Source organism: Dissulfurirhabdus thermomarina (assembly GCF_012979235.1).
Taxonomy (GTDB): domain Bacteria; phylum Desulfobacterota; class Dissulfuribacteria; order Dissulfuribacterales; family Dissulfurirhabdaceae; genus Dissulfurirhabdus; species Dissulfurirhabdus thermomarina.
Map to the genome: position 1 here is coordinate 269,097 of NZ_JAATWC010000002.1, position 25,066 is coordinate 294,162.

21 protein-coding genes and 2 tRNA genes are annotated in these 25,066 nt (G+C 71.2%); 7 read left to right on the top strand and 16 right to left on the bottom strand.

The genetic code is table 11. From position 1 onward, the window contains the following. Nucleotides 1–16: 16 nt before the first annotated feature. The 10 genes from HCU62_RS04620 to HCU62_RS04665 form a co-directional block, all read right to left on the bottom strand. Entirely contained in the window at nt 17–1,030 is a 1,014-nt protein-coding gene (locus HCU62_RS04620) for a diguanylate cyclase domain-containing protein (protein ID WP_163299331.1), read from the bottom strand. Next, complete coding sequence (gene cheB / locus HCU62_RS04625; protein WP_163299332.1) at nt 1,027–2,052, bottom strand: chemotaxis response regulator protein-glutamate methylesterase; 1,026 nt, start codon at nt 2,050–2,052, stop codon at nt 1,027–1,029. Before cheB ends, HCU62_RS04620 begins: the two co-directional genes overlap by 4 nt. Before the next feature lie 54 nt (nt 2,053–2,106). Then, entirely contained in the window at nt 2,107–5,256 is a 3,150-nt protein-coding gene (locus HCU62_RS04630) for an Hpt domain-containing protein (RefSeq protein ID WP_169755463.1), read from the bottom strand. A gap of 157 nt (nt 5,257–5,413) precedes the next feature. Further along, nucleotides 5,414–6,094, bottom strand: coding sequence for a chemotaxis protein CheW (locus tag HCU62_RS04635; RefSeq protein ID WP_163299334.1), 681 nt, complete (start codon nt 6,092–6,094; stop codon nt 5,414–5,416). Further along, the gene (locus HCU62_RS04640) at nt 6,091–7,371 is read right to left on the bottom strand and encodes a CheR family methyltransferase (RefSeq protein WP_169755464.1); all 1,281 of its coding nucleotides are present in this window, start codon (nt 7,369–7,371) and stop codon (nt 6,091–6,093) included. Before HCU62_RS04640 ends, HCU62_RS04635 begins: the two co-directional genes overlap by 4 nt. After that, entirely contained in the window at nt 7,368–7,835 is a 468-nt protein-coding gene (locus HCU62_RS04645) for a chemotaxis protein CheW (protein ID WP_163298544.1), read from the bottom strand. Before HCU62_RS04645 ends, HCU62_RS04640 begins: the two co-directional genes overlap by 4 nt. A gap of 10 nt (nt 7,836–7,845) precedes the next feature. Next, nucleotides 7,846–9,438, bottom strand: coding sequence for a methyl-accepting chemotaxis protein (locus HCU62_RS04650; RefSeq protein ID WP_163298543.1), 1,593 nt, complete (start codon nt 9,436–9,438; stop codon nt 7,846–7,848). A 121-nt stretch (nt 9,439–9,559) separates the two neighbouring features. Continuing rightward, a complete protein-coding gene (locus tag HCU62_RS04655; RefSeq protein ID WP_163298542.1) occupies nt 9,560–11,224 on the bottom strand; it encodes a methyl-accepting chemotaxis protein in 1,665 nt (554 codons plus the stop codon). Nucleotides 11,225–11,424: 200 nt separating this feature from the next. Next, nucleotides 11,425–12,714, bottom strand: coding sequence for a replication-associated recombination protein A (locus HCU62_RS04660; RefSeq protein ID WP_163298546.1), 1,290 nt, complete (start codon nt 12,712–12,714; stop codon nt 11,425–11,427). Between the two features lie 64 nt (nt 12,715–12,778). Beyond that, complete coding sequence (locus HCU62_RS04665; RefSeq protein ID WP_163298541.1) at nt 12,779–14,299, bottom strand: sodium-dependent transporter; 1,521 nt, start codon at nt 14,297–14,299, stop codon at nt 12,779–12,781. 215 nt (nt 14,300–14,514) lie between these two features. Here HCU62_RS04665 and HCU62_RS04670 point away from each other — a divergent pair, with 215 nt between their 5' ends. The 3 genes from HCU62_RS04670 to HCU62_RS12545 are packed head-to-tail and all read left to right on the top strand — an operon-like array spanning nt 14,515 to nt 17,787. Continuing rightward, on the top strand, nt 14,515–15,075 hold the full coding sequence (locus tag HCU62_RS04670; protein ID WP_163298540.1) for a DJ-1 family glyoxalase III: 561 nt from the start codon (nt 14,515–14,517) through the stop codon (nt 15,073–15,075). 49 nt (nt 15,076–15,124) lie between these two features. Beyond that, nucleotides 15,125–16,072, top strand: a complete 948-nt coding sequence (locus HCU62_RS04675) for a sigma-70 family RNA polymerase sigma factor (protein ID WP_163298539.1) — start codon at nt 15,125–15,127, stop codon at nt 16,070–16,072. After that, a complete protein-coding gene (locus HCU62_RS12545) occupies nt 16,072–17,787 on the top strand; it encodes a tetratricopeptide repeat protein (RefSeq protein ID WP_163298538.1) in 1,716 nt (571 codons plus the stop codon). The genes HCU62_RS04675 and HCU62_RS12545 overlap by 1 nt, the downstream gene beginning before the upstream one ends. A gap of 21 nt (nt 17,788–17,808) precedes the next feature. Here the strand turns inward: HCU62_RS12545 and HCU62_RS04685 are convergent, their stop codons facing one another. Both HCU62_RS04685 and HCU62_RS04690 read right to left on the bottom strand, forming a co-directional pair. Further along, nucleotides 17,809–18,921, bottom strand: a complete 1,113-nt coding sequence (locus HCU62_RS04685; protein ID WP_163298537.1) for a sensor histidine kinase — start codon at nt 18,919–18,921, stop codon at nt 17,809–17,811. After that, nucleotides 18,918–19,436, bottom strand: coding sequence for a hypothetical protein (locus tag HCU62_RS04690; RefSeq protein WP_163298536.1), 519 nt, complete (start codon nt 19,434–19,436; stop codon nt 18,918–18,920). Before HCU62_RS04690 ends, HCU62_RS04685 begins: the two co-directional genes overlap by 4 nt. A gap of 52 nt (nt 19,437–19,488) precedes the next feature. Here HCU62_RS04690 and HCU62_RS04695 point away from each other — a divergent pair, with 52 nt between their 5' ends. From HCU62_RS04695 to HCU62_RS04705, 3 genes are all read left to right on the top strand, one after another. After that, nucleotides 19,489–19,785, top strand: coding sequence for a hypothetical protein (locus HCU62_RS04695; protein ID WP_163298535.1), 297 nt, complete (start codon nt 19,489–19,491; stop codon nt 19,783–19,785). A 3-nt stretch (nt 19,786–19,788) separates the two neighbouring features. Then, entirely contained in the window at nt 19,789–20,199 is a 411-nt protein-coding gene (locus tag HCU62_RS04700; RefSeq protein WP_163298534.1) for a threonyl-tRNA synthetase editing domain-containing protein, read from the top strand. Between the two features lie 124 nt (nt 20,200–20,323). Continuing rightward, nucleotides 20,324–21,478, top strand: coding sequence for a deoxyguanosinetriphosphate triphosphohydrolase family protein (locus tag HCU62_RS04705; protein WP_309474791.1), 1,155 nt, complete (start codon nt 20,324–20,326; stop codon nt 21,476–21,478). On the opposite strand, the gene HCU62_RS04710 is transcribed toward HCU62_RS04705, so the two are convergent. The 4 genes from HCU62_RS04710 to HCU62_RS04725 form a co-directional block, all read right to left on the bottom strand. Beyond that, the gene (locus tag HCU62_RS04710) at nt 21,475–22,644 is read right to left on the bottom strand and encodes a cation:proton antiporter (RefSeq protein WP_163299724.1); all 1,170 of its coding nucleotides are present in this window, start codon (nt 22,642–22,644) and stop codon (nt 21,475–21,477) included. The two genes, HCU62_RS04705 and HCU62_RS04710, sit on opposite strands and share 4 nt — an antisense overlap. A gap of 42 nt (nt 22,645–22,686) precedes the next feature. Further along, complete coding sequence (locus tag HCU62_RS04715; RefSeq protein ID WP_163299721.1) at nt 22,687–24,099, bottom strand: universal stress protein; 1,413 nt, start codon at nt 24,097–24,099, stop codon at nt 22,687–22,689. A gap of 95 nt (nt 24,100–24,194) precedes the next feature. Beyond that, a complete protein-coding gene (locus HCU62_RS04720) occupies nt 24,195–24,383 on the bottom strand; it encodes a hypothetical protein (protein ID WP_163299719.1) in 189 nt (62 codons plus the stop codon). Between the two features lie 128 nt (nt 24,384–24,511). Beyond that, nucleotides 24,512–24,587, bottom strand: a tRNA-Ala gene (locus HCU62_RS04725). A 101-nt stretch (nt 24,588–24,688) separates the two neighbouring features. Here HCU62_RS04725 and HCU62_RS04730 point away from each other — a divergent pair. Then, nucleotides 24,689–24,764 (top strand) — tRNA-Arg (locus HCU62_RS04730). Nucleotides 24,765–25,066: the final 302 nt, after the last annotated feature.

Here is a 25,066-nt window from a genome sequence, read left to right on the forward strand (position 1 = left end):
CGGGGCCCGGCGGGTCTCAGACGGTCCCCACCCGGTTCCGTCCCCCCTCCTTGGCCGCGTAGAGGCCCGCATCGGCCTGCTGGATGAGGTCCTCCGGCCCGCCGCCCTTCCCCGGCGCCGCCGCCGCCGCCCCGAGGCTCACGGTGACGTGGTCCGCCACGGGGGAGGCCTCGTGGGGGATCCCCAGGGCCTCCACCGCCGCCCGGATGGCCTCGGCCCGCTTCCGGGCGCCATCGATCCCGGTCTCGGGGAGGATCGCCGCGAACTCCTCGCCGCCGTAGCGGGCGGCGAGGTCCCCCGGCCGCCGCATGGCCTTCTCCACGGCCGCGGCCACCTGCTTGAGGCAGTCGTCGCCCTCGAGGTGGCCGTAGGTGTCGTTGTAGGCCTTGAAGTGATCGATGTCGAGGAGGACGAGGCCCAGCTCGTGCCCGTCCCGGGCGGCCCGGCGCCATTCCCGCGCGAGGGCCTCGTCGAAACGCCGGCGGTTGGCGATGCCGGTGAGCCCGTCCAGGGTGGAGAGCCGCTCCAGGGCGGCGTTGCTCTCTTCCAGCCTCCGCTCGCTCTCCTTCAGGGCGAGGAAGGCCTGGTCGCGCTGGACGTGGTAGAGGTAGGCCCGGGAGTGGTAGCGGATCCGGGCGATGAGCTCGATGCTGTCGGGGAGCTTCACCAGGTAGTCGTTGGCGCCCACGGCGAAGGCCTCGCTCTTCACCACCGGGTCCTCCTTGACGGAGAGGACGATGATGGGGATGCGGCGGGTCTTCGGGTTGGCCCGGTAGTAGCGGACCAGGGTGAGCCCGTCGATGTCGGGCATGACGAGGTCCTGGAGGATCACCGTGGGATGCCACTCCACCGCGGTCTTCACCGCCTGGCCGGGGTCCTGGCAGTAGAGGAACTCGATCTCGGGATCCTTCTCGAGGGCCCGGCGGACCGCCTCCGCGATCATGGGCTGGTCGTCCACCAGGAGCACGGAGGGATGGAGGTCGAGCTCGTCGTGGAGGATGTCGGGGAAGGTCACATCCGGTCCGGTCATGACGGCCGCCTCCCCTTTCGAAAGTAGTCCAGGACCGCCCGCCCCGCCTCGTCCGGGGGCAGGACGTCCACGGCGGCCCCCAGCTCGGCCGCCGCCTTGGGCATGCCGTAGACGGCACAGCTCGCCTTGTCCTGCGCCACGGTATACCATCCCGCCGCCCGGAGCGCGAGGAGTCCCTCGGCGCCGTCGCGCCCCATGCCCGTGAGCAGCACCGCCGCCCCGGCCCCGGGCCTGTTCCGCGCCAGGCAGTGGAAGGCCACGTCCACGCTGGGCCGGTAGGGGTGCTCCCGGGGCTCCTCGGTATAGGCCACGCGGCCGTCCCTCCGGAAGACCAGGTGGTCGTTGGTCTCGGCCACCAGGACCTCCCCCGGCCGGGGCCGGTCACCGGGACGCGCCACCCGCACCCGGAGCGGGGTCTGGGTGTCGAGCCAGTCCGCCATCCCCCGGGCGAACCTCGCGTCCACGTGCTGGATCACCACCACCGGCGCGGGGAACTCCTTCGGCAAGACCGCGAGCAGGCGGGCCAGGGCCTGCGGGCCGCCCGTGGATGCCCCGATCACCAGGAGGTCGGGGCGGCGCGGCGCCTCGAGGGGGCGTTCCCGGAAGGCGGGGCGGCTCCGGGCCGCCCCCCGGGAGGCCTGGATCAACTTCTCGAGGGTGGCGATCTTTCGGAGGAGGGGCGCCGATGCCTCGGCGTCGGCGCAGGTCGGGGTCGGGACCGCGTCCAGGGCCCCGGCCCCCAGGGCCTCGAAGACGCGGCCGGCATTGCCCTGGACCGAGGCCGTGACCACCAGGATGGCGCAGGGGGAACGCTCCATGATCCGCCGGGTGGCCTCGACGCCGTCCATCACGGGCATGATGAGGTCCATGAGGATGAGGTCCGGGGTGTCCATGGCGGCGAAATCCACGGCCTCGGAGCCGTTTCTCGCCACCCAGGCCACCTCGTGCTCCGGCGCGGCCTTGAGGGTCCGGCGGAGGCATGCCACCGCCGTCTCCGAGTCGTTGACGATCCCCAGCCTCATACCATGTTCCCGTCCGTTCCGGTCCCGGGGCATCACGACCCCGGCCGCCGCTCCCTACCCTTCCACGGGCCCGCCGATGAGTTCTTCCACCGCCCGGACGAAGGTCTCGTCGTGGAAGCTCCCCTTTGTGAGATAGTAGTCCGCCCCGGCCTCGAGCCCCCGCCGCCGGTCGTCCTCCCGGTCCTTGTACGAGACGATCACCACGGGGAGACGCGCCAGGCGGGGGTCGCTGCGGATGTGGCGCACCAGCTCGACCCCGTCCATCCTCGGCATGTCGACGTCGGTGATCACCAGGTCGTAGGCCCCGGTCCGGACGGCGTTCCAGCCGTCCATGCCGTCCACCCCGACGTCCACGCGGTAGCCGCGGGCGGTGAGCATCTTCCGTTCCACCTCGCGCACGGTGATGGAATCGTCCACCACGAGGATCCGCTTGGCGGAGGTGCGATCCCGCGGGCTCCGCCAGGAGATGCCCCGGACCCGGCTCCGGGATACCAGGGCGTCCATGGACCGGACCATGTCCTCCACGTCCACGATGAGGGTCGGACTGCCGTCCTCGAGCGTGGCGGCGGCGGCGATGTCCTGCACCTTGCCGAGCCGCGGGTCCAGTGCCCGGACCACCAGCTCCTGGGCCCCGGCCAGCCGGTCCACGAGGAGCCCGTAGCGGCTCTGGCGATCGCTCAGGATCAGCGCATAGAGCGTCTCCCCCGGCGTCCCCTCGGAGAGCCCGAAGAGCTGCCGCGCCGAGACGATGCCGATCCGTTCCTCCTTCCAGGTCAGATACTGCCGGCCCTCGATCTCGGCGATATCCTCCGGCGTCATCTCCACCACGTGGTCCACGGCGAAGAGGGGGAAGGCGTAGGTCTCCCCGTCGACCTCGGCCAAGAGGACCCGCACCACCGAGAGCGTGATGGGGAGCTGGAGTTCGAACCGGGTCCCCTCGCCCGGCACCGAGGAGGCCCGGACCACGCCCCGGACCTCCTGGACGGCGCTCCGGACCACGTCCAGCCCCACGCCCCGGCCCGAGAGCTCGCTCACCGTCCCCCGGGTGGTGAACCCCGGCAGGAAGAGGAAATCCAGGAGCTCCGACTCGCTGAGATCCGCCGCCATGGACTTGGAGACGAGCTTCTTCCGGACCACCTCCCGGCGCAGGGCGTCGTAGTCGATGCCGGCGCCGTCGTCGGCCACCACGATGTTGAGCATGCCGGCCTTGTGGCGCGCCTCGAGGCGGATGACGCCCTCGCGCGGCTTCCCGGCGGCCTCCCGGCGATCGGGGGCCTCCAGGCCGTGGTCCAGGGCGTTTCGAACCAGGTGGTTGAGCGGCGCCTCCAGCTTCTCCATGATCTCCCGGTCCACCGGGGTGTCCAGGCCGGCCGTCTCGAGCCGGACCGCCTTGCCGAGCTGGCGGGCCAGGTCCCGGACCAGCCGGGGGAAGGGCCGGATCCCCTCGGCGAAGGGCCGCATGCGGGCGGAAAGGATCTCACGGTAGAGGGCGTTGGAGAGGGTGGCCACCTGGCCGGTCCGGAGATTGATCTCCTCCTGGAACTCGCCGAGCCGCTCCCGGGCCCCGTCGACCAGGTGCCGGATGCGGGCCGCCGCCTCCACCGCCCGCTCTCCACGTTCCCCGGCGGCCAGCGCCTCCAGGAGATCCCCCAGGGATCGAAAGGCCCGGTCCTGCTCCTTCTTGGCGGACAGGAGCCGGCGGCCGAGGTCCGGGATCCATCGCGAGGTGACCAGGTTTTCCCCCGCCAGCCCCATGAGCCGGTTGAGCCCCTCCGCCGAGACGCGGACGGCGGTATCCCTGGGCGGAGACCCGGCCGCGGCGCCGGCCGGCGGCGGATTCGGGGCGGCGGCCGTCCCGGCGCCGCCCTTGGAATCGCCGGCCGCTTCCCGTCCCGCCAGGGCCCGGATCGCCGCCGCCGTGTCCGACATCTCCCCGGCGCGGTCCCGGATCCAGGCGGCCATCTCGTCCTCCGGGCACTTCGTCAGGCGGGCGAGGAGGTCCACGCCGCGGAGGAGGACGTCCACCTCGTCGCCGCCGAGGGTCACCTCGCCCCGGAGGACCGCCGAGAAGACGTCCTCCAGGGCGTGGGCCACCGCCACCACGGCGTCCAGGCCCACGATCCGCGCCGCCCCCTTCACCGAGTGGGCCGCCCGCATGAGGCCCTCCAGTACCTCGCGGTCCCCGGGCCGCCGCTCCAGCTCCAGGAGCCCGTCGCCCAAGGCGCCGCAGTGGGTGGCGGCGTCCTGCCGGAAGAGCTCCAGCATGGAAAGGTCGCCGTATTCTCCCAGGGCCCCGGGCGGCACCGAGGAGTCCGGTTCCGCCGCCGGCTCGGCGTCCCCGGGAGAAAGGAGCGCCCGGACCGCCTCGGACAGCGCCGCCGCCTCCCGTCCCTTGGCCTCGCCGAGGGCGGAGAGATCCGCCTCGGACAGCGCCGCCACCCCGGAGAGGAAATCCACGCCGCGGAGGAGGACGTCCACCTCGTCGCCGCCGAGGGTCACCTCGCCCCGGAGGACCGCCGAGAAGACGTCCTCCAGGGCGTGGGCCACCGCCACCACGGCGTCCAGGCCCACGATCCGCGCCGCCCCCTTCACCGAGTGGGCCGCCCGCATGAGGCCCTCCAGTACCTCGCGGTCCCCGGGCCGCCGCTCCAGCTCCAGGAGCCCGTCGCCCAAGGCGCCGCAGTGGGTGCCCGCCTCCTGCCGGAAGAGCTCCAGCATGGAAAGGTCGCCGTATTCTCCCAGGGCCCCGGGCGGCACCGAGGAGTCCGGTTCCGCCGCCGGCTCGGCGTCCCCGGGAGAAAGGAGCGCCCGGACCGCCTCGGACAGCGCCGCCGCCTCCCGTCCCTTGGCCTCGCCGAGGGCGGAGAGATCCGCCTCGGACAGCGCCGCCACCCCGGAGAGGAAATCCACGCCGCGGAGGAGGACGTCCACCTCGTCGCCGCCGAGGGTCACCTCGCCCCGGAGGACCGCCGAGAAGACGTCCTCCAGGGCGTGGGCCACCGCCACCACGGCGTCCAGGCCCACGATCCGCGCCGCCCCCTTCACCGAGTGGGCCGCCCGCATGAGGCCCTCCAGTACCTCGCGGTCCCCGGGCCGCCGCTCCAGCTCCAGGAGCCCGTCGCCCAAGGCGCCGCAGTGGGTGCCCGCCTCCTGCCGGAAGAGCTCCAGCATGGAAAGGTCGCCGTATTCCGTCCCGCCGCTCACGCCAGGTGGCCTCGCGAAAAAACCTCCGAGTGGATGGCCAAGCAAGAATCGCCCCATGCAAGGCGCGAAGATGTCGCGGAATGCAGCGTGCTCAAGTACGCCGCAATGACGGGAGCATCCGAGGCAACGCAGCAGCCCGCGATTTTTTGCGACACCATCACGTCAGACTCTTTCGAAAACCCCTGAAGACCAGTTCCCAGTCGAGGAGGGCCACGTCCCCGCCCTCGGCGGGGATCAGGCCCCGGGTGTAGACTTCCCTGGAATGCCCCACCGTGTCGGGAACCCGCCGGAGGTCGGACTCCCAGTACCGGAGGATCCCCCGCACCTGGGAGACGGGAAAGACGAAGGATTCCCCGTTCCAGGTGGCCACCACCAGGCGGTCCACCTCCCGGTCCTCCTCCTTCTGCCGTTCCACGCCGAGGAGGCCGCCCAGGGAGACGCAGACCTCGAGCCGCCCCCGGACGTTCACGATCCCCCGAAAGACCCGGTTCCGGCGCCGGGGGACGGAGTGGATCGGGGCCATGGCCGTCACCTCGCTCACGAAGGCGGCCGGGATGCCGATCCACTCGGGCCCGACCCGGAAGACCAGGGCAGAGCGGTCGCCACGGGCGATCTCCCGGGCCTCCTCGGCGAGATCCCGGGTGACCTCCGCGACCCGGTCCGGGTCCAGGGGCCGGTCCAGCAGGATCCGGGCCGCGCGGGCGAAGGCCTCGCAGTTGCGGCAGTGGATCGCCTCGGCCAGCTCGGGGCAGGTGGGCCCGCCGGGCGCCCACGTTCCGACCCGCTGCCAGCAGGGGTCCACGGGTATGCGTCCCGCCTCTTCCATCCCTGTGTTCATCTCCGTCCACCGCGTCCGGCGGCGCGATCAGGCCCGGCGGCGTCACCGGACGCCTGGGCCACCCGCGCCGCCCGGCGCCGGTAGCCCTCCGCCGCCCGGACATCCCCCGCCCGCTCCGCGAGCAGCGCCAGGAAGACCAGGGCGTCGTAGTGGCCGGGCTCGAGGTAGAGGGCCCGCCGCAAGGCCGCCTCCGCCTCCTCGGGCCGTCCCGCCGCGTCGAGGAGCACGCCCTCGAGGTAGCAGGCCGCGGCGGAGGGGCCTTCCCGTTCCACGCACGCCCGGACCGCGGCCAGAGCCTCGTCGCCCCGGCCCTCGTCGGCCAGGCGGTAGGCGTGATCCAGGCCCGGGGCGTCCGGGGCCGGGCGGGGCTCCCGGGCGGGGCGGGGCGGGGCGGCGGGGGCCGCCGCCCGGTTCCGACCGGCCGGCGGGGCGACGGGCCGGCGGAGCGGGGGCCTCTTCGGTCGCGCCGCCGGCGGCCGGGGCGCGGTACCGATCTGGAAGGCGAAGGCCCGCGGGTAGGGCGCCGGCCGGAAGCCCGCCTCCGGAAAGCGCGCCGTCTCGGCGTGTCCCACGAAGAGCAGCCCCTGGTCCGAGACGAGTCTCCGGAGGGTCGCCATGGCCTGCTCCTGGGCGGCCTCGTCCAGGTAGATGAGGAGGTTCCGGCAGAAGACCACGTCGTAGACCCCGAACTGCTGGTAGAAGTCCGGGTCGAGGAGGTTCGCCCGGTGGAAGCGGACGCAGGCCCGGACCCGGCCGTCGATGACATAGCGCCGGCCATCCGGCCGGAAGTAGCGGGCCCGGAAGCCGAGGTCCCGCCCGCGGAAGGAGTGGGCCGTGTATTCACCCCGCCGGGCCTTCTCCAGGGCCCGGCTGCTCACGTCCACGGCGTCCACGTGGACGGCCTCGTCCGGAAGACCGGCGTCCAGGAGGGCCATCACCATGGAATAGGGCTCCTCCCCGGAAGAGCAGGGGACGCTGAGACACCGGAGACGCCCCGCCGGGTGGGCGGGCCGCCACTTGCGGACGGCGTACTCCGCCAGGGCCCGGAACGGGGCCCCGTCCCGGAAGAACCAGGTCTCCGGGACGACGACCTCCTCCACCAATGCATCGAGTTCCCCGGGCGAGCGGTAGAGGATTCGGGTGTATTCCCGGGGGTCGTCCAGGCCCACGACGTCCATGCGCCGCCGGACGGCGCGCACCAGCGCCTGGTGGCCGATGGAATCCACATGGAGGCCGATGGCCCGGTTCAAGAGGACCTCGATCCGTTCCGTGTTCATTCCGCCGCGGCCTCCGCCGCCTCGCGGAAGAGGATGCGCCGCAATTCGTCCGGCAGGAGCCCGTCGACCTCGATCACCTGGACCATGGATTCCCCGGCGGCCACCTTGCCGAGGTACGGCGCCCCGTCGAGGTGGACCCCGGGCTCCACGAACCGCGCCTCGTCCGCCTGGAGGGTCCCGGTGACCCCCTCGGCGAGGAGGCCCGCGAGGCGCTCACCGCCCCCGGGATCCGGGAGGCGGACCACCAGGATCCGGGTGCTCGCCAGGGGGCGGCAGGGTCGGCCCGCGAGCACCGCGCAGAGGTCCAGGACGGGGATCACCCTGCCGCGGTAGTTCGCAAGCCCCGCCACCTCGCGGGGGGCGCCGGGGAGGCGCCGGAGGTGCACCATGGGGACGACCTCCACCACCCGGTCCACGGGCAGGGCGTAGGCGTCGCCGTCCTGGTGGAAGAGGATGTGAAGCACCCCGGCCTCCTCATCCCTCCACGCGGAACCGGGAGACGCTCTCCCGGAGCCCCACGGCCACGTCCCGGAGCTGGTTCACCGTCTCCCCCGTCTGGACCAGCGACGCCGCCATCTGCTGCACGCTCTCGTTGAGCTGCATGATGGCGTCGCTGATCTGCTGCGCCCCCTGAGACTGCGACACCATCCCCTCGTTCACCTCCTCGATGTGCGGCGTCAAGGCCTGCACCCGCTGGATCACCTCCGACAAGGTCGCCCCGATCCGGCGGATCTCCTTCACGCTTCCCCGAACGTCCTCCGCGAACTTGTCCATCCCCATCACCCCGGACGAAACCGCCGACTGCACCTCCTGCACCATCTGCTCGATGTCGTAGGTCGCCACCGCCGTCTGGTCCGCCAGCCGCCGAATCTCCGTGGCCACCACCGCGAACCCCGCCCCGTACTCCCCAGCCTTCTCCGCCTCGATGGCCGCGTTGAGCGACAAGAGATTCGTCTGGTCCGCCACCTTGTTGATGGTCTTCACCACGCCGGCGATGTTGCCCGCCTTCTCGCTCAACACCCCCAGCTTCGAGACGATGGACCCCGTGGCCGACTCCATCCGGCTGATGGTCTCGTCGATCCGCGAGAGCCCCTCGTGCCCCTCGCCTGCCGCCTCCGCCGTCTCCGACGCCAGCTCCGCCACCCCCTTCATGGTCTCCAGGAGCCGCGCCGACGTCGCCGCGATCTCCGTGGACGAGGCCGCGATCTCCGAGCACGTCGCCGCCAGCTCCGACGCCGACGACTCCTGCTCCCGGCTCGTCGCCGACAACTCCGTCACCGAGCTGTTCACGCTGATGCCCGACTTCTGGATCTCCGTGAGGAGCTCGGCGAGGTACTCGAGGGTGGCGTTGTAGCCGTCCACGAGCTCGCGGAACTCGTCGTTCCGCTCGTACGGGAGCGTGGTGGAGAAGTCCCCTTCCCGGAGCCCCCGCATGGCGTTCACCAGGAGGGCGAGCGGCCGCTTGATGTCGGCGATGAGGATCCCCGCCGCCACGACACCGGCCGCCACCCCGAGAAGGGCGAGCAGGGCGAACCCGGCCCGGATGCGCCGGTAGAGCGCCTCGCTCTCCCGGTGCCGGTCCTTGGCGGCCGCCTCGCGGCGGGAAAAGCGGGCCTCGAACCCGGCCTGGACCTCGGGAAGGAGCTCAAGGTACGCCGCCTCGAGCCGCTGGATACGCCGCTGGTCGCCGGCCCGGAGGGCCGCCCCGAGGTCCCGGAGGACCTCCGCGGCCCGGTCGAGGCCCCCCGCTTCGCCGGCCGCCGCGAGGGCCTTCACCCCGGAAAGCCCCCGGTCGATCTCGCCGGCGGCCGCCGGCGGGGCCAGGCGCCCCTCCCGGACCTCCCGGGGCAGCCGCGGGGCCCGGACCAGAAAGAACAGCTCCGACCGGCGGAGGGCCTCCAGGTCGCGGATCTCGGCCTCGTGGATCCCGGTGAGGACCCGGTCCACGGTCCGGACCCCGAGGACCCCGGCGATGCCGCCCACCACCAAGAGCAGGATCATGAACGCCGAAAACCCCGTCAGCCGCACGTGAACGGGCAGGTCTCTCATCCGGTCGAACAGTTTCATGTGCCTCCGCCTCCCTCTGGCCGGAGCGGCTCGCCTGGCGGGGCGCCGGGGCCAACCGGCGTCCCCCTTCCCTTCTTATCGGTGCCTCCGGACCGGCCCTTCACGGCCCGGGGCCGATCCCTCATCCCTCCACGCGGAACCGGGAGACGCTCTCCCGGAGCCCTACGGCCACGTCCCGGAGCTGGTTCACCGTCTCCCCCGTCTGGACCAGCGACGCCGCCATCTGCTGCACGCTCTCGTTGAGCTGCATGATGGCGTCGCTGATCTGCTGCGCCCCCTGAGACTGCGACACCATCCCCTCGTTCACCTCCTCGATGTGCGGCGTCAAGGCCTGCACCCGCTGGATCACCTCCGACAAGGTCGCCCCGATCCGGCGGATCTCCTTCACGCTTCCCCGAACGTCCTCCGCGAACTTGTCCATCCCCATCACCCCGGACGAAACCGCCGACTGCACCTCCTGCACCATCTGCTCGATGTCGTAGGTCGCCACCGCCGTCTGGTCCGCCAGCCGCCGAATCTCCGTGGCCACCACCGCGAACCCCGCCCCGTACTCCCCAGCCTTCTCCGCCTCGATGGCCGCGTTGAGCGACAGGAGATTCGTCTGGTCCGCCACCTTGTTGATGGTCTTCACCACGCCGGCGATGTTGCCCGCCTTCTCGCTCAACACCCCCAGCTTCGAGACGATGGACCCCGTGGCCGACTCCATCCGGCTGATGGTCTCGTCGATCCGCGAGAGCCCCTCGTGCCCCTCGCCTGCCGCCTCCGCCGTCTCCGACGCCAGCTCCGCCACCCCCTTCATGGTCTCCAGGAGCCGCGCCGACGTCGCCGCGATCTCCGTGGACGAGGCCGCGATCTCCGAGCACGTCGCCGCCAGCTCCGACGCCGACGACTCCTGCTCCCGGCTCGTCGCCGACAGCTCCGTCACCGAGCTGTTCACGCTGATGCCCGACTTCTGGATCTCCCCCACCAGCTCGTGGAGGGCCTCGGCCATCTCGTTGAACCCCTGCGCCAGGGGCCGGAACTCGTCCCTCTGCCCGTAGTCGACCCGGCCCGCCAGGTCCCCCCGCCGCAACCGGTCCATGGCCCCGCGCAGCAGCCCGAAGGAACGATCCAGCCGGCGGACCAGGAAGACGACCGAGAGCACGGCGGTCAGGATGCCGGCCCCGAGAAGGGCCACCGTCAGGACGAGGGCCATCCCGTAGCGGCGCTCGGCGGCCCGGCGCTCGAGCCGGATGTTGGCGAACTCCGCCTCGAGGATGTTGCCGGCCCGCTCGTGGAGTTCGCGGCTGATGGCCGGGAGCCGGCGCCGCTGGAAGCGTTCGAGGCCGGCCCGGTCGCCGGCGGCCAAGAGGCCCTGGAGCTGCGCCTCGAGCCCCCGGATCCCTTCCTCCATCTGGGCGACCTCGGCGCCCATGGCCTGGACCAGGTGCCGGTTGGACGTGCCGCCCAAGGCGGCCATACGGCCGTCGAGGCCCTCGAGGTAACCCTCCGCGTCGGCCAAGGCCGCCTCGAGCCGGCGGCGTCCTTCCTTCCACGCGACCTCGCCGGCGAGCACGCGCTGGACGGTGCCCGAGACGTCCACCATGAGGACGTCCAGGAGTTCGTTCACGTCCCTGAGGACGGCCATGTGGTCCTCGGCGATCTCCGCGAGGGCGATGTTGGCGCGCCGCATCCCGTCGATCCCCGCCGCGCCGGCCAGTGCCAGAAGGCAGAGGAGCAGGGTGGAAAGGGCCGTGAGCTGGAAGCGAAAGGTCCGGTCGCCGAGGATTCTCGGGAGGAATTTCATGGAGGCCTCTCCTTGTGGGCGGTGTGGAGCGCCGGCTCCCTGTTCCCTCTTTATCGGGCGAAGGGCGGCATCACTTGATGGGGCGACGGAAGGGGCCGGACCGAGAGATCGTTGCCGACGGCCCGGAAAATGCTTCATGGATGATGCAACGAGGCGTGTCCCACAAGCACAATTTTTCCAATCGAGAACGAAGGCGCGGGTCAAGCGCCGGGATGGCGCTTGCGGGCCAGCAGCCGGCGCCACTTCTCGAGCCGCTCCCGGATGGTGCGCTCGTGGCCCCGGTTGGTGGGGTGGTAGTAGACCCGCCCCCGGAGCTGCGGGGGGAAGTACTCCTGCGGGACGAGGGCGTCCGGGTCGTCGTGGGCGTAGCGGTAGCCCTCCCCGTAGCCGAGTTCCTTCATGAGCCGAGTGGGGGCGTTCCGGATGTGGAGGGGCACGGGGAGGCTCCCGTGCTTTCTGGCGTCGGCCTGGGCCGCGCCCAGCGCGGTGTAGGCCGCGTTGCTCTTGGGGGCGGTGGCCAGGTAGAGGGCCGCCTGGGCCAGGGCGAGTTCCCCCTCCGGAGAGCCCAGCACGGTGTAGGCCTCGTGGGCGTCCAGAGCCACGCGAAGGGCTGCAGGATCGGCGTTCCCCACGTCCTCCGAGGCGAAGCGGATCATGCGTCGAGCGATATAACGGGGGTCCTCCCCGGCGGCGAGCATCCGGGCCATCCAGTAGAGGGCCGCGTCGGGATCGCTCCCCCGGAGGCTCTTGTGGAAGGCGGAGATGAGGTTGAAGTGCTCCTCCCCGGCCTTGTCGTAGCGAAGGGCCTTGTGCTGGACGGCCTCCTCGACGACCTCCAGGGTGATCCGGGCGCCCCGGCCCTCGGCCCGGCGGCCTACGGCCAACTCCGCCGCGGTCTCGAGGCAGTTGAGGAGGGCCCGGGCGTCACCGTCGGCCTGGCGGACGAGGACCCGCCGGGCCTCCGGCGTCAGCTCCAGCTCCAGGCGCCCGAGGCCCCGTTCGGGGTCCGAGAGGGCCTGGTCGAGGATCCGCTCCAGCACCTCCTCGGGCAGGGGCTTGAGCACCAGGACCCGGCATCTGGACAGCAGCGGCGCGATGATCTCGAAGGACGGGTTCTCCGTGGTGGCCCCCACCAGGGTGACGAGCCCGCTCTCCACGTGGGGGAGGAAGGCGTCCTGCTGGGCCTTGTTGAACCGGTGGATCTCGTCCACGAAGAGGACGGTGGGCCCCTCGCCCGCATCGAGGCGGCCTCTCGCCTCGTCGATGACCTGGCGAAGGTCCTTGACGCCCGAGAGCACCGCGGACAGGGTCACGAAGTGGGCGTTCACGGCCCGGGCGAGGAGCCGGGCCAGGGTGGTCTTCCCGCAACCCGGGGGGCCCCAGAGGATGAGGGAAGGCAGCCGCCCCCGGGCGAGCAGCCCGGAGAGCACCCGTCCGGGCCCCAGGAGGTGGTCCTGGCCCGCGAAGTCCTCGAGGCGCCGCGGGCGCATCCTTTCGGCGAGGGGAACCCGTTTCACGGCGCCTGCGTCCTCCCCCGGCGGGGGCCGCCCGCCCTTACCGCCCGTCCCCCCGTCCCTTCCGGAGGTCCGCCTCCTGGTGCCAAGGCCTCATGGCCAGGATGAAGGAGGCAAGCAAGGTGACGAGCACCCAGTTCCAGCCGATGGCGATGAGGCTGGCCCAGCTGTAGCCGCCGTAGGGGCGGCTCAGCTCCTCCACCAGCTGCTGCACAAGTATAACGCCGAGGATCCCGGGGAGCACCAGCTTGATGACCCAGTTCCACCACGGTCCGAGGGGGATCCGGGAGACCCGGTTGAGGTGCCGGCGGATGGTCTCGATCCGGAAGAACCAGCCCACGGCCACGCATTCGAGGAGTCCCACCACCACGAGCCCGTAGGCGTTCAGGAAGTGGTCCACGATGTCGATCCAGTAGAGCCCTCCCTGGGTGGTGAAGATGAGCCCCCCGACGAAGCCGATCACGCACAGCACGCCGGCCAGGGTGCGCCGGTCCGTGCCGAACTTGTCCACCACCGCCGCGGTGAAGGCCTCGACGATGGAGACGGAAGAGGACAGCCCCGCCACCACCAGGCTCAGGAAGAAGAGCACGCCGAAGACCTTCCCCGCGGGCCCCATGAGGGAGATGGCCTTCGGGTAGGCCACGAAGGCGAGCCCGATACTGTGCGTGACCACCTGCTCCACGCCGACCCCCTGGCTGTGCGCCATGAAACCCAGCACCGAGAAGACCCCGAAGCCCGCCAGGAGGGAGAACCCGCTGTTGGCCAGGGCGGTGACCACGGCGCTGCCGGTGATGTCCGACTTGTGCGGCAGGTAGCTGGCGTAGGCGATCATGATCCCGAAGCCGAGGCTCAGGGTGAAGAAGATCTGCCCGTAGGCGCTGATCCAGACCTTGGGCTCGGCAAGGCGCGAGAAGTCGGGACGGAGGTAGGCCCGGATGCCCTCCCGGGCGCCCTCAAGGCCGAGCGACCAGCCGACCAGGATCAGGGTGAGCACGAGGAGCAGCGGCATGAAGATCCGGTTGGCCAGCTCGATCCCCCGGCTCACCCCGCGGACGATGATGGCCCAGGTGAGGCACCACACCCCCACCAGGGCGGCCAGGACGGGGGTCTGGACGGCGCCGATCCGGGACGGGGCGCCGCTCGCCCCGAGAAAGGTGTGGAAGAAGAACGCGTCCGGGTCGGCGCCCCAGGAAAGCCGGACGGCGTAGAAGACGTAGTCCACGCACCAGGCGATGATCACGGAGTAGTAGAGCACGATCCCGAACATCACGAAGATCACGGGCCACCAGCCCAGCCATTCCCACCGGGGGTGGACCTTGGCGAGGGCCAGGGGGGCGCTGCCGATCCGCTCGTGCCCGATCCCGAACTCGAGGATGAGCAGCGGGATCCCCGCCGTGAAGAGGGCCACGAGGTAGGGAATCAGGAAGGCTCCGCCCCCGTTGTCGTAGGCCAGGTAGGAGAAACGCCAGATGTTGCCGAGGCCGATGGCGGAACCGATGGCGGCGAGGACGAACCCCCACGGGCTCTTCCATTGTCCCCGCTTGCGGACTGCGGCTGTCATGAGAACTACCTCCTCGAAGGGTGCGTTGGCACGGGCGTGGGCGCGGCCCCGCCCAGTAAAGCATCCTTGAAACTCATCGTGCAACCGGCGCCCGGAGTTCAACGCCCCCGCCTTGACGCATCCCGCCGACGTATCTAGTCTTTGCTTCCGGGCGGAAGGAAGCCCGGCCCCGGGGCCGGCCCGATCCGCCGCCGATCTCGTCCGCCGGAGGCTTCATGGAAACGACGAAGAAACGTGTCCTCCTCTTGCTGGCACAGGGCTTCGAGGAACTCGAGGCCGTGACGGTGATCGACATCCTCCGCCGGGCCGGCGTCGAGGTGGTGGCGGCCGGCCTCGAGCCCGGGCCCGTGACCTCGGCCAGGGGCGTTGTCCTGGTGCCGGACGCCGCGCTGGACGAGGTCCTGGACCGGGACTTCGACCTGGTGGTCCTCCCGGGCGGCCTGGAAGGGACCGACCGGCTCGCCGCGGACCCCAGGGTGGCGGAACTCCTGCGCCGGCGCATCCACGAGAACCGGCCCGTGGGGGCCATCTGCGCGGCCCCCACCGTCCTCGAGCGCCACGGGCTCGCCGGGGGCCGGCGTCTGACCTGCCACCCCGTCTCCCGGTCCGGGATCCGGACCGGCCGGCTGGTGGACGAGCGGGTGGTCCAGGACGGGACGGTCATCACCAGCCAGGGGCCCGGCACGGCTATGGAATTCGCCATGAAGCTGGTAGAGTATCTGTGCGGGCGGGAAAAGGTGGAGGAAGTCAACCGGGGCGTCCTCGCCCGCCTGTGAAACCGGTCACCACGCAGGTCACCCGGCCCGGCGCGGAGGAGCCCGACCCATGAAGAAGCCGAACGCCGCGGAGACGCTCCCGGCCGCCGATCCGGCGGCACCACACGCCCCGGCCGAGACGGCCCCCCGTCAAACGCCGGCCGACATCCTCCAGCACTACCTGGCCGAGATCAGCCGCTTCCCACTGCTGACGCGGGAGGAGGAGGAACGCCTCACCCGGGCCTACCACGAGACCCGGGACCCGGAGATCGCCCGCCGCATCGTCACGGCCAACCTCCGCCTGGTGGTGAAGATCGCCCTGGACTTCCAGAAGTTCTGGATGCAGAACTTCCTGGACCTCGTCCAGGAGGGCAACCTCGGCCTCATGCAGGCGGTCAAGAAGTTCGATCCCTACAAGGGGGTGAAGTTCTCCTATTACGCCTCTTTTTGGATCAAGGCCTACATCCTGAAGTTTCTCATGGACAACTGGCGCCTCGTGAAGATCGGCACCACCCAGGCCCAGCGAAAGCTCTTCTACAATCTCCACAAGGAGAAGGACCGGCTCCAGGCCCTCGGCTTCGAACCCGTCCCGAAGCTCATCTCCCAGCGGCTCAACGTGAGCGAGCAGGACGTCATCGAGATGGACCAGCGCATGGGGGCCTGGGAGGTCTCCCTGGACGCCCCGGTCCGCCAGGAATCCGACGACCGTCACCTGGACTTCCTGGAAAGCGGCGAGGTCCCCCTCGAGTCCCGGGTGGCCCGGGCCGAGATAGACGCCCGGCTCAAGGCGGAGATGCAGGCCTTCCGGGACATCCTCGAGGACAAGGAGCAGGTCATCTTCGAGGAACGGATGCTCACCGAGGAGCCGAAGACCCTCCAGGAGCTGGGGGAGCGGTTCGGGGTCTCGCGGGAAAGGGTCCGGCAGATCGAGACCCGGATCAAGAAGAAGCTCAAGGCCTTTCTCGAGGACCGGATCCCGGACATCGAGGCCTACCGGGCAGGGCCGGACGCGGAGTGATGCGGCGGCGCCTCCTCGCCCGGCTCCTCGGCTGCGCCCTTGCGCTCTGGGTCCTCCAGCCCGGGCCCGCCGCCTCCGGGGCCTACCGTCCCTCCCTCAGCCAGGCCTACGCCGCCTACCTGAAGGCGCTCACCCAGCAATTCGAGGGCGACGAGGAAGGCGCCATCGCCTCCATGCGGGAGGCCGTCGCCGCGGACCCCGAGTCGGTGGCGCTCCTCGAGGACCTGGCGCTCATGCTCCTTAGGGGCAACCATCCCGAAGAAGCCCTCGACTACGCCCGCCAGGCCCTGGCCCTGCGGCCGGACGACACCGATCTCCTCTTCCTGGAGGCCCGCATCCACGCCGCGGCGGGGGCCTTCGACCAAGCCGCCGCCGTCCTCGAGGGGCTCCTCCGGCGCGACGGGGACAACGCCGATGCGGCCCTCCTCCTGGGGGAGGTCTACGCCCAGCAGCGCCGTTACAAGGAGGCCGCCAAGGTCCTGGAGAGCGCCGCGGCCGGGACGGGCCGGACCGCCTTCGTGGCCAATTACTTCATGGGTCGGCTCCTGCGCGAATCCGGCGACCTGGCGGAGGCGGCGCAGCACTTCCGCCGCGCCCTCGAGCTCAACGCCGCCGTCCCCAAGCTCTACCAGGAGCTGGCCGACACCCTCTCGGCGGCCGGGCGGACGGACGAGGCCGAGGCCACCTGGCGCCGCTGGCTGGAACGCGAGCCGGACAACGGCTGGGCCTGGGAAGGCCTGGTCCGGTTCCTCATCGCCGCCGGGCGCACGAAGGCGGCCGTCGCGGAGATCGACGGCTACCGGGAGCACCTCCCCGACACGCCGCCCGTCCGCTTCAAGGTCGCCCTCCTCTACCTGGAGGCCGAGCGGTTCCGCCGCGCGGTCTCCCTCCTCGAGGGGCTCGACAAGATCCCGGAGGCCCGTCACGGCGTCGTGCGCCTCTACCTGGCCGTGGCCTACGAGGGTCTGGGCGAGCTGGCCAAGGCCGAGACCGTCCTGGCCGGCATCCCGGAGGACGACCCGGCGGCGGTGGAGGCCCGGATCCGCCGGGCCGACCTCCTGGCCCGCCGGGGAAAGCCCCGGGAAGCCGTCCGCCTCCTGGAGGAAGGCCTCGCGCGCCGTCCCGGCGAGGTCCGCTGGATGACCGCCCTGGCCTTCCTCTACCAGGACCAGGGAGAGCCGGCCAAGGCCGAGGCGCTCCTCCGCAAGGCCCTGGCCAAGGAGCCGAAATCCCCGGACATCCTGGTCGACCTCGCCATGGTCCTCGACCTCCAGGAAAGACGCCCCGAGGCCCTGGAGCTGGCCCGCAAGGCCCTCGAGCTCGACCCGGACCACGTGGGCGCCCTCAACTACCTGGGCTACACCTACGCCGAGGAAGGCATCCGGCTCGACGAGGCGGAGGACCTCGTGAAGCGGGCCCTGGAGCTGGCCCCCGACCGCGGCTACATCGTGGACAGCCTCGGCTGGGTCTACTTCAAGAAGAAGGAATGGCAGAAGGCGGTGGAGACCCTCGAGCGGGCCCACGCCCTCGCCCCCTCGGACCCCACCATCGCGGAACACCTCGGCGACGCCTACCGGGCGGCGGGACGCAGGGAAAAGGCCCTGGAGGCCTACCGGGCCGCCCGGAAGGCCGCCGACGAGACCGAGCAGCAAAGACGCCTCGACGGAAAGATCGCGGACCTCGAGAAGGCCCACCGCCCCCTCCTGGGCGACTGACGCGGCCCCCGGGGGGTCGCCTCACCCGTCGCTTTCCCCGCCCGCGGGCCCGGGCCTTCTCCGGTCCAGGACCCCGAGGTGGGTAGGGACCCGGAGGCGGAAGCGGCCTTCCCCATCCGGCGTCACCAGGACGGCGAGGCTGCCCCGGTGTTCCTCGACCACCTGGCGCACGAAGGCCATCCGGTAGCCGGTCTCCCCCCCCGGCTCCTCCGCCCCGCCCGGGAAGGCACCCGGGCGGAGGGGCGCCGCGGCCACCTCCAGGTAGAGCCCGCCTCCCTCGTCCATCCCGGTGCTCGCCCGGAGCCGGCCCCCCGGGCCGAGGGCGTCGAGGGCCTGCCGGAACAAGAAGTTCACCGCGGTCCGCAGGAGATGGCGGTCGCCTCGAAAGGACAGGCGCGAGGGGCTTCGCTCGAGGAAGATCGACACGCCCCGATCCCGGGCCTCCTCCTCGACGGCCAGCACCACTTCCGCGGCCACCTCGCCGAGGTCCAGGACCACGAGGCGCCGGCGCCGGGCCTCGAGGATCCCCTCGAGCCGCCGAAGCAACGCCTCCAGGTGTTCCGCCTGTTCCAGGACCCGGTCGATCCGCTCCCGGAGGCCGTCCCGGTCGGGGAGGTCCTCCCGGCTCCGCCGGAGGAGTCCCCCCATGATGGAGACCGGGTTCCGGACCTCGTGGGCGAGGCGCAGCGCCATCTCGGCCTGGGTGCGTTCGGCGACCATGTCCTCCACCTCCCGGTTGACTCGGAGGAGCTCCCGGGAGATCCGCCGCAGGCGGTCCCGCCCCTGCTCCATCTCACGGACGATCCGCTGGATCCGGTCGAAGAAGAGCGTCACGGAGGCGATGACCACGAAGACCAGGGTGTTCACGGCGCCGGTGACCGGAGCGATCCGGGCCCACCACTCCGGCCGGCCGGAAAAGAGGAGGAGGTACTTCACCACGTGGGCCAGGGAACGCGAGAGGGCGAAGGCGAGGAGCGCCAGGCACAGCCAGGTGAGATAGTGCCCGAGGGGATCCTCCCGGGAGGTCCGGCGGCCGATCCGGTGTGCCTTCCCGAGGGACATTGCGGCAAGGCCCAGCAGCAGGAGGGCCCCCGCGAGGTCGACGATCACGATGGGCCAGGTGGACCAGGTCATGGGGCGCCGGCCTCGGGATCGCCCGCCCGGGAGGACGTACCGGCCCCGTCCGCCCGGGCCAGGTCCCGGAGCCCCAGGTAGATCCAGGCCATGGCGGGCACCGCGAGGATGTGGTCGTTTTTCAGCACGTAACGGGCGAAATCCGATAAGGACTCCAGGAGCACCCGGTCCCACGGGGCCCCGGGCGGCCGCGGCAACGGGCCCGCGGCGGCGTCCAGGACGTGGGAGGCGAAGGCCCAGGCGTTCCAGGCCACGAAGAAGAGGGCCCCGGCCCGCACGTGCCGCCAGGCGGAGGCCGTGTCGAGGCCGAGGGCGCGGATCCTCAGGGCGAAGACCAACATGGCGGCGGCGAAGAAGACATGGGCCAGGAGGTGGGCCACCAGCCCCTCCGGGGCCCCGTGGACCTGGACGGCCCAGGCGGGCCCGGCCGTGGAGAGCACCAGGAAGGGGACGGCGGCCGCCGCGGCCCGGAGGCGTGATGGTAACGATCCGTTTTCAAAGGAGAATATGCGCATCTTGCCCCCCGCCTGGTTGACGATTCGTCCGCTTCGGGGCATAATGGGATCTATGAAAGCCAGGTTCCGACATTTTCTGGCCCTCCACCGCCGGGCCGTAGTCCTGGCCCTGGCCGGGGTCACGGTGGTGATCGCTCTCCTCCTCTGGCCAGGTTATCAGGACGGCGTCGTCAAGGGCAACTACCACAATCCCTACACCCCGCAGGAGGTGCGGCGGATGATGGCCTACCACGGGGCCCTGGTGGCCCGTTTCGACGGCCGCCAGTGGTGGTTCCTGTCCGGCGGGCGCTGGGTCCGGCTCGAAAACTACGGCGCCCAGGAATACGCCCAACTCACCGCCAGCCGCTAGCGCGTGCGGCTCCTCCTCTTCTTCGCCCGGGAATTCCACTTCACCCCCTTCCAGAAGACCCTCGATTCCGCCCCGGACGCGGCCGGCGGAGAGACCTGGACCGACGCGGTGGTGGTCTTCTACCACTGCGAGGCCCGGGACCCGGGACGGGAGCGCTCCCTGGTGACCAAGGCGGTCAAAAACATCAAGTGGCTGGCGGGCAAGTTCGGCAGCCGGCGGGCGGTCCTGCACTCCTTTGCGCACCTCGCCTCCGACAAGGCGGAGCCGGATTTCTCCCGGGCCCTGGCGGCGAAGATCCGGGAGCGGCTGGAAGGAGCGGGGTTCGAGGTGGCCGAGACCCCCTTCGGATACCTCAACGAGTGGCGCCTCCACGTAGCGGGAGAGTCCCTGGCCAAGGTCTTCAAGGAGCTGTGACGGCGCCGCGCGTCGTTGCGTTCCTTGGCCCATGTGTTTAATTAACGGTGAACGGTGCCGGCCCCGCCCCACGGCGGGTGTCCCGGCCGGCGCCGCCGAGACCAGGGAGGAACCGGGCCTGCCAGTGGACCTCACCGAGCTCCGCGATCGCCTCAACCTCCGGGAGGCCGAGATCCTCTCCCCCCGGGCCACCTTCAGCCGCGACGCCATCCGGGAGCGCCCGGAGGACCACCTGGATTCGGACCACCGTCAACCCTTCGCCATCGACGCCGACCGGATCCTCCATTCCCTCGCCTACACCCGCTACATCGACAAGACCCAGGTCTTCTCCCTCATCCCCAACGACCACCTGACCCACCGGGTCCTCCACGTCCAGCTGGTCTCCAAGATCTCCCGGACGGTTGGCCGGTTCCTCGGGCTCAACGAGGATCTCCTCGAGGCCATCGCCCTCGGCCACGACATCGGCCACCCGCCCTTCGGCCACGACGGCGAGCGGATCCTCTCCGAACTCTGCCTCGAGGCGGGGCTCCCCCGCTTCATGCACAACGTCCAGGGAGTCCACTTCCTCCGGCGGGTGGAACGCAAGGGCCGCGGCTGCAACCTCACCCTCCAGACCCTGGACGGGATCCTGTGCCACGACGGAGAGGCCGACATCACGGCGTTGGCCCCCAGCCCGGGAAAGACCTTCGAACGCCTCGACCGGGAGATCGACCGGCTCCTCAAGTGGCCGGAGACCCCGCTCCGTCCCACGACCCTCGAGGGCTGCGTGGTGCGGCTGGCGGACACCGTGGCCTACGTGGGGCGCGACATCGAGGACGCGGTCCGCCTCCGCCTCATCCGCCGGGACGACCTGCCGCCGGAATGCGTGGAGGTGCTGGGGCGGACCAACGGCACCATCGTCTACCGCCTGGTGACGGACCTCATCACCCACAGCCTGGACCGGGACGAGGTGGGGTTCAGCCCCCGGGTGGCCGAGGCCCTGACCCGACTCAAGGCCTTCAACATGGCCCGGATCTACTCAGCCCCCCAGATCAAGACGGAGGCGCCCAAGATCCGGAGCGTGTACCGCGCCCTCTTTGAGAAATTTTATGAAGACTTAGAAAAAAGTAATGAAGATTCCGTTATTTTTACGGACTTCCTCGACGGCATGGACCCGGCCTACCGGGAGTCGCCCCCCGCCGCCGTGGTGCGGGACTTCATCGCCGGTATGACCGATGCCTACTTCCTGCGCCTGGCGCGGGATCTGCTGCTCCCGCGCCGGCTCCCGCCCCGTTTCTAGCCCGCGCCCCCCCCGGCGGCGCCCCACCGGAGGGCCAATCGACGGAAGGCCACCGGGACGAGCGAGGCCGTGACCAGCGCCAGGGTCAAGATGGCGGGTTCCATCCGGGGAGAGAGCAGGCCCTTTTCCACCCCGATGGCGGCGGCGGCCACGATCAAGCTGAGCCGGGCGGAAAGGAGCAGCCCGGCCAGGAGACAATGCCGCCACCCGAGCCCGCGGAGCCGGAGCAGGAGGGCGGGGATCAGCTTCACCAGCAAGGCCGCGACCAGAAGCTTTCCGGTGAAGACCAGGAACCCGGTCTCGGCGAAGGCCGAGAGGGGAAACTCGAGCCCCACGTGGATGAAGAAGATGGGGATCAGGAACCCGTAGGCGAAGCCGGCGAGCTTTTCCTCGAGAAGGCCGCGGTCCTCGAAGACCACGGAGAGCACGCACCCGCCGAGGAAGGCCCCGAGGATGGGCTCAAGCCCCACGAGCTCCGAGATCCCCACGAAGACGAAGAGCAGCGCGAACGCCGCCCGCACGCCCAACTCCTGGGGGTCGGATCCCTCGAGAAAGCGGACGGCCCGGTGGGGATGCCACCAGGCCGCCAGCCGGACTCCCCAGAGCACCACCCCGAAGAGGACGAAGACCGGGATGGGCCCCACCAGCCGCCAGCCGAAGCCGTGGGCCCCGTAGAGCACCATCCCGGTCAGGCCGAGCAGGGTGCAGAAATCCGCCAGGGTGGCCGATATCAAGACGCTCTGGCCCAGGGGCGTCTTCGAGATGCCCAGCTCCCGGAGGGCGGGCAGCATGAGCCCCAGGGACGTGGTGGAGAGGACGAGGGCCAGGAAGAGCCCGTGGCCCAGGAGCCGGGCGGCCCCGTAGGCCAGGCCCAGGGTCAGGCCGAAGGCCAGGGCGTAGACGGCCAGCCGGCCGGCCGGCTCCCGGCGAAGCGCCGCGAAGTCGATCTCGAGCCCCGCGTGGAACATCAGCATGAGGAAACCGAACTGGGCGAGGAACGGAAGCCACGCCCCGGAGAAGGCCCGGTTGAAACCGGCCTGCGCCAGCAGGATGCCGAAGAGCATCTCCGCCACCATGGGCGGCACCCGGAGGGGGCGGGCCAGGAGCGGGAGCGTGGCACCCGCCACGGCGATGATCAGCAGCGCGAGCCCTTCACCGTTCTCCATGTCCCTCCTCCGCCGGGGCGCCGGCACGCCCCCGGCCGGGCCTCAGGTGACCACCAGCACCGAGCACGGGGCGTCCTGGACCAGGTGCTCTCCGATGTGGGGCCGCAGCAGCGAGGCGCTCTGGGAGGTGCTGCCCACCACCAGGAGGTCGTGGTCGGCGGCCTCGGCGAGGATCTCCTTGATGGGATTACCGTCCCGGATCACCTCCAGGATGGAGAACTGCTGGAGCTTGCCGATCTGCCGCGCCTGCGTCAGGGCCTCCTCGGCCCACTCCGGGGAGCCCGTCCCCGAGGCGGCCAGGGGATCGGTCACCGTGACGGCCGTCACCTCGGCCCCGAGCTGCTTGGCGAGATCCACGGCGGTCTCCAGGGCGAGCCCCGTGGACTTCGTCCCGGAGCACGGCACCAGGATCCGCCGGTACGGGAGACTCCGGCGCCCCACCAGGAGGGGGCAGGCCAGCCGGTGCGCCAGGGCCACCACCGTGGGGATCCCCAGGATCCGGGCCACCGGGCCCAGGGGCCTCGGCGCCGAGACCACGCAGCCGACGCTCTCCCCCTTCGAAGTCTGGACCAGCACCTCCTCCAGGGACCCGGTGACGACGCGCACCTGGAGCCGGCCCAGCTCCTCGAACCGCCCCTTCGCGGCCTCCAGCTCCGGCGGCACCTCCCCGGCGCAGAGGACGGTGAGTCCGTTGGCCCGGGTGTTGTGGAGGAGATAGGCCACCTCGTCCAGGAGGCCCTCGGGGAGATCGTCCACCCCGCCCAGGGGCAGCAGGACGTGCTGCCCGTATTCCAAGGGGAAGCTCGGCTCCGCCAGGGAGAAGAAGTGGGCGATGGACCGGTAGAGATCCGCCCGGCCCACGATGGTGAGCCGGTCCCCCGCCCGGATCACGGTGTCCCCGTGGGGGATGATGAGCTGCCCCGCCCGGTGGACCGCGGCGATGAGCCAGTCACGGGAAGCGAAGTCCTTGATGGCGCGACCCGCGGCCTGGGCCCGGCGCACCACCTCCACCTCCATCACCTCCCCCGCCCCCTCGGCGATGGTGCTCACGAAGAGCCGGGGGCTCTCCAGGAAGAGTTCGATGTCCCGGGCCACGAGGTGCCCGGGGCAGATGGCCCGTACGCCGAGTTCCTGGAACTGGGGGAGGTTCAGACTGTCGTTCACCAGGGCGATGACGTTCTGGACGCCCACCTTCCGGGCATAGCGGCAGACCTCGAGGTTCACCTCGTCCCGGTTGGTGACGGCGGCCACGAAGTCGTGCCCGGCGATCCCGGCCTCGTCGAGGATCACCCGGCTCGAGGCGTCCCCGAGGACGAGCCGCCGGACCTGCTCGCGGTGGCGGTGCTCGCCGAGGTGGCCCTCGTCCTGGTCCAGGAGGGTGACGTCCCAGGACTGTCCGAGGCGCCGGAGCAGTTCCCGCGCGGTCTTGCCGGCGCCGGCGATCAGGAGTTTCACGCCGTCAGCCTCCCTTCCCGGGCCCGCGGCCCCGGGGCGGCGGCGCCCCCCGGCCTCCGCTTCGCGGGGACCCGGACCGCGACACGCGGCGGGGCTCAGTGACCGCCGCGGCCGCCCTCCTCTGCCCGGGCCACCGCCTTGTAGACCCGGTCGAAGACCTCCTCGAAGGAGGCGGGGGTCACCCGCCCCATCTCGATGAACTTGACGACGATCTCCTTTGTGACCTTGAGGCGAAGCTCGACGCGCCGGAGGTCGGGATCGGGAGGGAGCTTGGCGCTCTTCATGACGGGAAGCGGACCCGGCGGCCCGAAGGAGAAAGGCCCCCGCCCGGAAGAAGGCCAATTCTTTCGAAGGCGGGGGCGACGCGACAGGAAAAACCCGAAGAGGCCCTCCCTGTGGATTCCGTGTCGGGTGGTGGAGCTGAGCGGGATCGAACCGCTGACCTCTTGAATGCCATTCAAGCGCTCTCCCAGCTGAGCTACAGCCCCACGGCGGGGATCATTTAACACACTCCCCACCGGGCGTCAACAGCGGGCCGGACCTTGCGGATCCGGGTTCCAGCCGGTATAACCCGCCTGTCCGGGCCGCCGCCCCCGTAGCTCAGGGGATAGAGCACAGGATTCCTAATCCTGGTGTCGCAGGTTCGAATCCTGCCGGGGGCACCAACCCGTCCCCTATGACGCCGCACGAAGGCCCCGGATCCCCTCCCCGCTCCGATGCGCCCCCCTGCCCCACCGCATTCCTCCACCTGAAGCCGCCGGGGCGTGCGGCGCACGGCAGCGCCGCCGGATGATGCCCGCTGGGCCGGTTGCCAGGCGACCGCTGTTCCCGCGCGCCCGGCCGCCGGAGCCACCTCACGGCCCCGGCCTCGCGGCCTCCGGAAGGGGCGGACGCCCCGCCATGGGCGCCGCAGATGCCTCTCAGGTCAATGGATCTATTCACGCTGGAACTCCCATCTCCCGGAAGA